The organism is Paenibacillus sp. Dod16 (assembly GCF_049893405.1).
Classification (GTDB): domain Bacteria; phylum Bacillota; class Bacilli; order Paenibacillales; family Paenibacillaceae; genus Paenibacillus_AQ.
In genome coordinates this window covers 1-7,155 of record NZ_JBNDYG010000097.1, presented here as the reverse complement: position 1 = coordinate 7,155, position 7,155 = coordinate 1, and the positions used below count along the sequence as shown (strand labels likewise).

Genomic DNA, 7,155 nt, shown 5'->3' with positions numbered 1-7,155 from the left:
AGTATCTATAAAATTTTGAGCATATTTTGTTGTGTGCATTAATAATTAGCATAAACCTTGATTTATCAAGGCTTTATACTAATTTGAGGACCTTTTCTTTATGAGCATTATTGATTGCTTAACACGATAACAATGATATGGTAACATATTAAATATTTCGAATTCATGAATGAGCATAATTATTTACTGAATTAGATGTGGGGGTGTTTAAATGAGCCTGAATAGTTCAATCTTGCCTTTTTCAAGAAAGATTGATGAGTTACGTTTTAGTGTACAAAGTGTTGGAATTGAGTTTTGGAAAAGGTATCGAGATAGCGAACCTGTCCTTAATAAGCATGCTGTAATTGTTTTGCAAAACAAAATGAATGGTAGACTATGCATCCATCCTCTTACAGAGTTTATTTTTCACTACTGGAAATATAGAGCGTATAATTCTCAAAGGCTCCATGCTAATTACCTTTGCTCTTTTTTAAATTACATACTTATTGATAATCAGCAAAAATATAAGCTTTCTTCTTTAAAAGAACTTCGTTTTTCTCATGGAACTGACTATTTGAACGAACTAACGAAAAAAGACAAATCAAGAATGACACTTAGAAAGGCGGAAAGAACCTTAACCTTATTCTTTGAGTTCTTGGCGAAGAAAAAACTGTTGGTTCATGTTAACGAAAGTTCCTTTAAAAAAAGGCTCCTGTACGGAAAATCAAACCAAAAATATACGGTCTCCCCATTTAAAGGAGTGATAATGCCGAGAAATAAGCAAGGCCATATAGCTCATGATTTGCCTGAACAATATATTTTACCTTTTATTGAGCTGGCTGTGAAAACCGCGAATCCCATTGCCTTGGGAATTTATATGCAGTGTTTCGGAGGAATTAGACAAGGAGAGCTTGTGAACATTCGAAAATCCGATGTAAATTCTATCGGCTCTTATGGAGAATTCGGTTTAGTAGTTCGCCTAGAACAAAAAACCTTGCGAATGGATATTAAAGATAGTGCTGGTTCAAGTGGTGTAAAAAAACCAAGAAGACAAATCGTATTCCCAATTCAAGATTGGTTGCAGATGCTGTATCGTAATCACATTGAAAATTATCCTCCTATGGATGGATCTGATGCGTTATTTGTAAATCGGGATGGGAAAGCCATGTCAGGACAAAGTTACAGGGCCTACTTCAGTAAATTAAAAAAAGAATTTTTGAAGCAACTGAGGAAATCGTCTAATCCAGATGATCTGATTTATGCAGTCAAACTGGAAGAATATAAATGGTCCACTCATCTAGGCAGAGGCATATTTACAAATCTCCTAGCCGAAGAAGCTGATAATCCATACGATATTGCTTTGCCAAGAGGAGACTCCAATCTTGCATCATCTCTTGTGTATCAAGGAAACACGGAACGAATGAGAAAGAAACTTGAGAACCGGATGCAACATTTATATAAAGATTACCTACCAAAATTAATAAAAAATTGATTATTGGAGTAGAAGAAACATGTCTTATTTAAGTCCTGCTGAAACTGCAGAAAAATTAGGAATAGGCTATAGAAGCCTACTACGCTTGGTGAAAAACGGCGCGTTTACAGGAGCAATAAAAGTATTGGGTTCGTGGCAAATCCCTCTGAAGTCTGTGGAGGATTACAAGGCATTATTAAACATGCCCGATGAATATTTGACTATTGCCGAGATCGCTGAACGACTTAATCTTTCCGAGCTTTGGGTTGGCAGACTTATTAAGAGAGGAACATTTGCTGGGGCAAAGAAACATAGAGGTTCTTGGATAGTGCCTTCCATGTCTGTGCAGGAATATATTCAGTCGTCCTCTTCTCCCGAAGGATTCCTCTCCTTCCCGGAAGCAGCTGAATATTTATCCGTAAGTGAATCATGGATCAGAAAATTAGTATTAAGAAACATTTTATCGGGTGTCGAAGTCATCAATGGTGTTCGTTACATTCGAATAGAATGTGTGGACGAATATTTATTATCGATTTCACCACCTGAAGGATATCTTTCCGCGGATCAAGCTGCACAAGTATTATCACTGAGTAAAGCAAATATTAGCTCATTAGCTAATGAAGGTGCATTCACGGGTGCAAAAAAACAAAAAATTCCCTATCATCACGCGGGATGGATTATTCCTATTGAGTCCATAAATCAGTTTAAGGAATCGCAATCTTTTTTAAGTGATTATGTACCTCCTACTGATATTGCCGCAAGTTTGGGTGTTAGTAAAAAATGGGTATCAGAGTTGATTCGGGAGGGAGTAATTCCTGGAGGTATAAAACATAACAATGAGTGGATGGTACCTTCTGATGAGTCCATTAAACATATTGAAAAGGAAAGAAATAGAAAACAAGAATTAGCGGAACTATCGGGACCAATTGATTTATTTGAATACAGGTTGGCTGAACTGGAAGTGCCTGATACGTTGCAAAAAACAGTAGATCTCTATCGTGAATTTGTTATCTTAAAAATTAATAGCAGCCACGGTAACAGCAAAACAATCCACAATAAGGCTCTGGAGTATATCAGCACATTAAAGCGTTTATTCCGTCTACTAAAGACTGAAGTATTCTTGATGAATGCAGAACAATTAGAAACTATCTTTCGAAATCCTGGAATGGGAATTCGGGATAAAAGCACTTTCATTTATTTTTTGGAATATTGCACAGGTAAAGGGCTATGTTCATTCTCGAAAAGTTATGCTATCACTTCCCTTCCTATAGAAGAAAGAGAGATGTACAGTCCGGAACAATTTTTAGCTTATTACAGTTATGTTAGGGATGTCGACCTTCACATTGAGCAGGCCATCCAAAGTAGGGATTACGCTGTAACATGGTTATATGTCTTAATGCATGTCATTGATGCGTGGAGACCATCAGACATTATTAAGCTGCCGAATATTGAGCTGGAGGTCTGCAATTTACAGACTTTTGATCAACTAAGGGAAACGAAACTGTCAAAGGAGCAAGCGCAAGCTGTCATCAACCATCTGTATAAACGGGTAGAACGAATGTATATTAGCAAAACTGGTGCCCTGGGGCATTTCCTCGTTAATCAGGACATGATTGTTCCCACGGCTACCGTTCTTGTGATCACAGAAATCCATCGTAGAATGCAAGGAGATCAACAACTACTCAGACTGGGCCAAAGAAGATTCGTCCACTTTGAAAAAGAAACGTATATCCGATTATTTTTCGATAAGCGGCCGGATCTTGTTGATTTCCAAAGTCGAAAAATGAATAGAACTCTCTTGACCTATTTCTTTTATAGTGTCGTAGAGGGGAAAGGAAGTGCGGATATCGCGTACGAACTGTCTCAACGAATGAGGGGGCATACCGATAAAAACTCGACTGCAACCTATATTCAAGCAGTAAACAAAGATGGTTCAATTGAACGGGTAAGTTTAAACTTGTTTAACCGAGGGCACTTTGGATGGCTGTACCATCATCTCATTCGTCTATCTATGCCAAACGCGCCTCAGTTAGAGGTAGAGCAAAGTACCGCACTGATCGAACAGTTTCGAAAAGAACTTTCTCCTTATCAATTGGAACAACTTGGCCAATTCTTAGTACGCCAGCAACAAAGTAAACATTCATTGGCTTTGCAACTATCGAATCTTACTGAAACAGAGCTGATGACTTTGTTGCATAAAATCTATAAAGGTGAGATGCCAGCCAAACTGCAGCATGTTCAATGCTTGACCTTCCCAAGTTGCACTTCACCAACGGCAACGACTTGCTTACATTGTGAGAACGCAATACCGAAGATATATATTCTAATTTCTATTCATCATGAACTTGATCGATTGATCGTATCGATTAAAAATACCAAGTATCCTGCCGTTCGGGTCAGGGACCGCAAGTTTTTGTTTCAAATTCTAGATCTTTTAAGTCAGGCGATACAGCAATTCGGCAAAACCTATGTTCAGACTTTTATCGATCTTAACAATTTAAAGGAAAAGATGATTGCTATTCAAAATTTAATTAGTGAGGAAGTTTAATGGCTAAATTCCACGCTGCATTACACAGAAGAAGAACCCTAGAGGAATTAAGCGATAGACAAATTTTAGAAAGTATTGAGTCTGTCACCTTTAGTTTAGAAGAACTTCACGATTACAAGGATATGTTCAGAGAATTGGAACGCAAAGGGCTTATTGTAACAGGCGATTTTGAAGACTTCTTGTGGTCGGCTAAAGGGGAATCCAGTAATTTTCTTTTTCAGTTTGATTGTGAAATCTATGGTGAAATCAATCAAGCTTTGAAATGCTATTCTGTCCAAAAAATGTATAACGGCATTACTACGCAAACCGTTCGCCAAAATATAGGACAAATAAAAGAGGCTATACGAATTACCCGAGGTTTTCGATTAGACCATCTCAAACATTTAGAAGATACGTTAAATCATTTCGGAGACCATAAACAGTTTGCCATGGCTACCAGTATAAAGGAGTTTCTGATTTTTTATAATCATCCTCATACTGAGTTGTATTGCGACTTATGTGCTAATTATAATGCGAAAGTCTCCAATGTACGTGAATTACCTAATTTTCATGAWATCTTGCTTTTCGATGTTGCTTTGGATGACTATTTTATAACATGTACTTCAGACGAAGAAAAATTGCAATATTATCCGATTTTTTTATGGTGGAGGATTACTCGGATTATTCCCATGCGCCCCGTCGAATTTTACTCTTTAAGCAGGGACTGCACAATGAAGGATGATGAGGATAGATATTGGATGATTGTACCTCGAAGAAAGAATTTATCCAGCCGTCCAGGAAAGCTAGCGGTCACGGATACTATCCAAGTGAATCGGGAAGTGTTCGAATTAATTGAGGACTATAAACGACTTACATTAGCTTATGCAACTGAATCTTCCTACTTGATATCGTATAAAGCTTATCGAAAGTACGTTAAATTAAAATCAAAGGAAATAACGCGAGAAAAGATAGGAGCTTCCCAATTTATTAATATGATTGATCGATTTTATGATGAAATCGTTACTGCGAAGTATGGCGACTTGGAAAGAATAAAGCCTGGCGATACCAGACATTTTGCCTTCTGCAATATGATGTTGCAAGGGTTTAATATGTTAACTATTGCTCGCATGGGTGGACATAGTCAATTAGAAACCCAATTACATTATCATAAACATTTGGATCACTTCGCTCAATCTTTTGTCCATCACGCGGCGCAGATGCTTCGAATGAAACGTGTGAACTTATGGAGATCAAATTGGGATGTTGCGACTCAGGGCATAATTGCTAAAAGTAGAATTTATCAAATAAGTGATTTCCAAGAGACGCACAAAGTGGAACATGGCTTTTGTACGGATCACCCATCTCGCTGTCAGGTTGGGGATTGCCGGTTTTGTGAATTTTATTTTTTCTCACCAGAAGACAAACAAAAGGGATTAGCCTGGTTGAAAGATTGTTCTGATGCTCTTGAAAGCAGATTAAAGGAACAATTGGAACTCATACGATATGTCACAAAATCCACAAATTACGATTGTGCTACGTTGACATATCAGCATACTAGTCAAGAAAGGCTATCCTCAGCGAGTAATGAACTGCGAAGATTGATGGATCAAAAGGCGATGGTCGATTCTTATTTGCTGGAGGACGAATTATGAAAAAAGGTGCGCCACAAAAATATACGGATAAGCAATTAAAAGACATCTTGTTAAAATATATATCAAAAAATCCTGGGAAGAAGATTAACCCTTCTATTTTGGAAAGAGAGACTGGGGTAAACCGCTTTGTATGGAAAAGAAGAATGTCCGAACAAATCGCAATGATTAACGAGCCCATGCAGCTGGAAAATACAGAAACTGAAACTTCACTTCCCTTACCTAATGTTGTGGAACTTGTCGAAACATACTGGAATAATAAATCAGGCTTGATTAGCGCGTTATCTCATTTCAATCAGATGCTAAATGCTTTGCATCAAAAAGCGAAGGAGTCAGATACAATCCTCAAGCAAAATCAAGACTTAGCCGCTAACTTGTCTATAAAGGAAAAGCAGATTAAAATGCTTGAGAACGAAATTAAATTACTCAGACAACAGTACCTTGAAGTTGCTGTTAAAAGTACTTATAAAACCTTCCAGGATGAAGAGGCACTAGAAAAAATCATATCCATCACTAAAAATAAAAAATCAGAAGATCGTGCCTTAAATGCTGATATTGTAAAAATGTATCCAGAGCTATTTGATAATTGATGGTGGGAAGATGCGCTAGGCTTGCGTCTCGATTTGAGTAAAAAAATCGGATTAATCCTTAGCTGAACAACTAAGCTTTAAGGAACTCTCATATAGCTCGGACAAAGATGAACTAAAATAATTTGTTGTGAATAAAAAGAGTGGTAAAGTGCTGCGTTCTAATTCCAAATCCATCTCTCTGAAAACAAAAGGCTATTACGGTTAGAGAATGCCGACAATTACTTGCCAAAGTATAGTGATACTTAAAATCCCTCCACATAAAAAAAGCTTTAATTGTAATACTAAAGATAAACTTAACTTTTTCGGAGGTATTATGAAGAAGCTTTTGATTTGTATTTTGCTTGCTTTCACAGTTCATCCTGTTGTCCATGCTGAACCTGTTCACGATAAGAAGCCTGAGGTTGGTTATGGCTATGATGCACCATTAAGAATAAAAAAACCAATACATCCTGAAGTGCCTAAGAGTTGGAGACTTGAAACAAAAAAATTTGAAAACAGCATTTTATTAGCTTATTTTGACTCTGATGATAATGATTTAATTATGACCATATTTGAAGAAAATCGAAGATCAATGGTCCCTGTAGCTCAGTCAGAACAAACGGTAATCAATAATACTACCTATTCTTTTTACCCCTGGAAAAGCAAACAACGCGGATGGGTTCTTAGATGGGTTAAGGGCGATGTTTATTTTGAAATGAGTAGCTTCACACTAAACGTAGATGAAATGATTACAATTGCAGAAACCATAACAAAGCAAGTTAAAGAATAAAAAAAGAACTGCAGCCTCACGTGAAGTGCACCCCTTAGAATGGACATTGGAATAAACCCCTGGTTTATCCGATGAAATTCTAGGGGGTGCATTTTTGTATGGCAATTAAGGGACAAAAGTATAAAACGTATTCGGAAGAGATCAAGAAAGAGGCGGTTCGTCTGCATGTT

5 protein-coding genes are annotated in these 7,155 nt (G+C 37.2%); all 5 read left to right on the top strand.

Annotation, left to right across the window (positions count from 1 at the left end; translation table 11 throughout):
- Positions 1 to 211: 211 nt before the first annotated feature.
- The 5 genes from ACPV3A_RS37325 (at position 212) to ACPV3A_RS37305 (ending at position 6,985) form a co-directional block, all read left to right on the top strand.
- Positions 212 to 1,471 carry a hypothetical protein gene (locus tag ACPV3A_RS37325; RefSeq protein WP_006212418.1) on the top strand — a complete coding sequence of 420 codons (1,260 nt, stop codon included), beginning with the start codon at positions 212 to 214 and terminating at the stop codon, positions 1,469 to 1,471.
- Between the two features lie 19 nt (positions 1,472 to 1,490).
- Positions 1,491 to 3,998, top strand: coding sequence for a helix-turn-helix domain-containing protein (locus ACPV3A_RS37320; RefSeq protein ID WP_063477672.1), 2,508 nt, complete (start codon positions 1,491 to 1,493; stop codon positions 3,996 to 3,998).
- Entirely contained in the window at positions 3,998 to 5,629 is a 1,632-nt protein-coding gene (locus ACPV3A_RS37315; protein WP_426204943.1) for an integrase, read from the top strand. Before ACPV3A_RS37320 ends, ACPV3A_RS37315 begins: the two co-directional genes overlap by 1 nt.
- Positions 5,626 to 6,216, top strand: a complete 591-nt coding sequence (locus tag ACPV3A_RS37310) for a hypothetical protein (protein WP_063477317.1) — start codon at positions 5,626 to 5,628, stop codon at positions 6,214 to 6,216. Before ACPV3A_RS37315 ends, ACPV3A_RS37310 begins: the two co-directional genes overlap by 4 nt.
- A gap of 313 nt (positions 6,217 to 6,529) precedes the next feature.
- Positions 6,530 to 6,985 (top strand): DUF4367 domain-containing protein, encoded by a 456-nt coding sequence (locus tag ACPV3A_RS37305; protein ID WP_036642935.1) that lies wholly within the window; start codon positions 6,530 to 6,532, stop codon positions 6,983 to 6,985.
- Positions 6,986 to 7,155 lie beyond the last annotated feature (170 nt).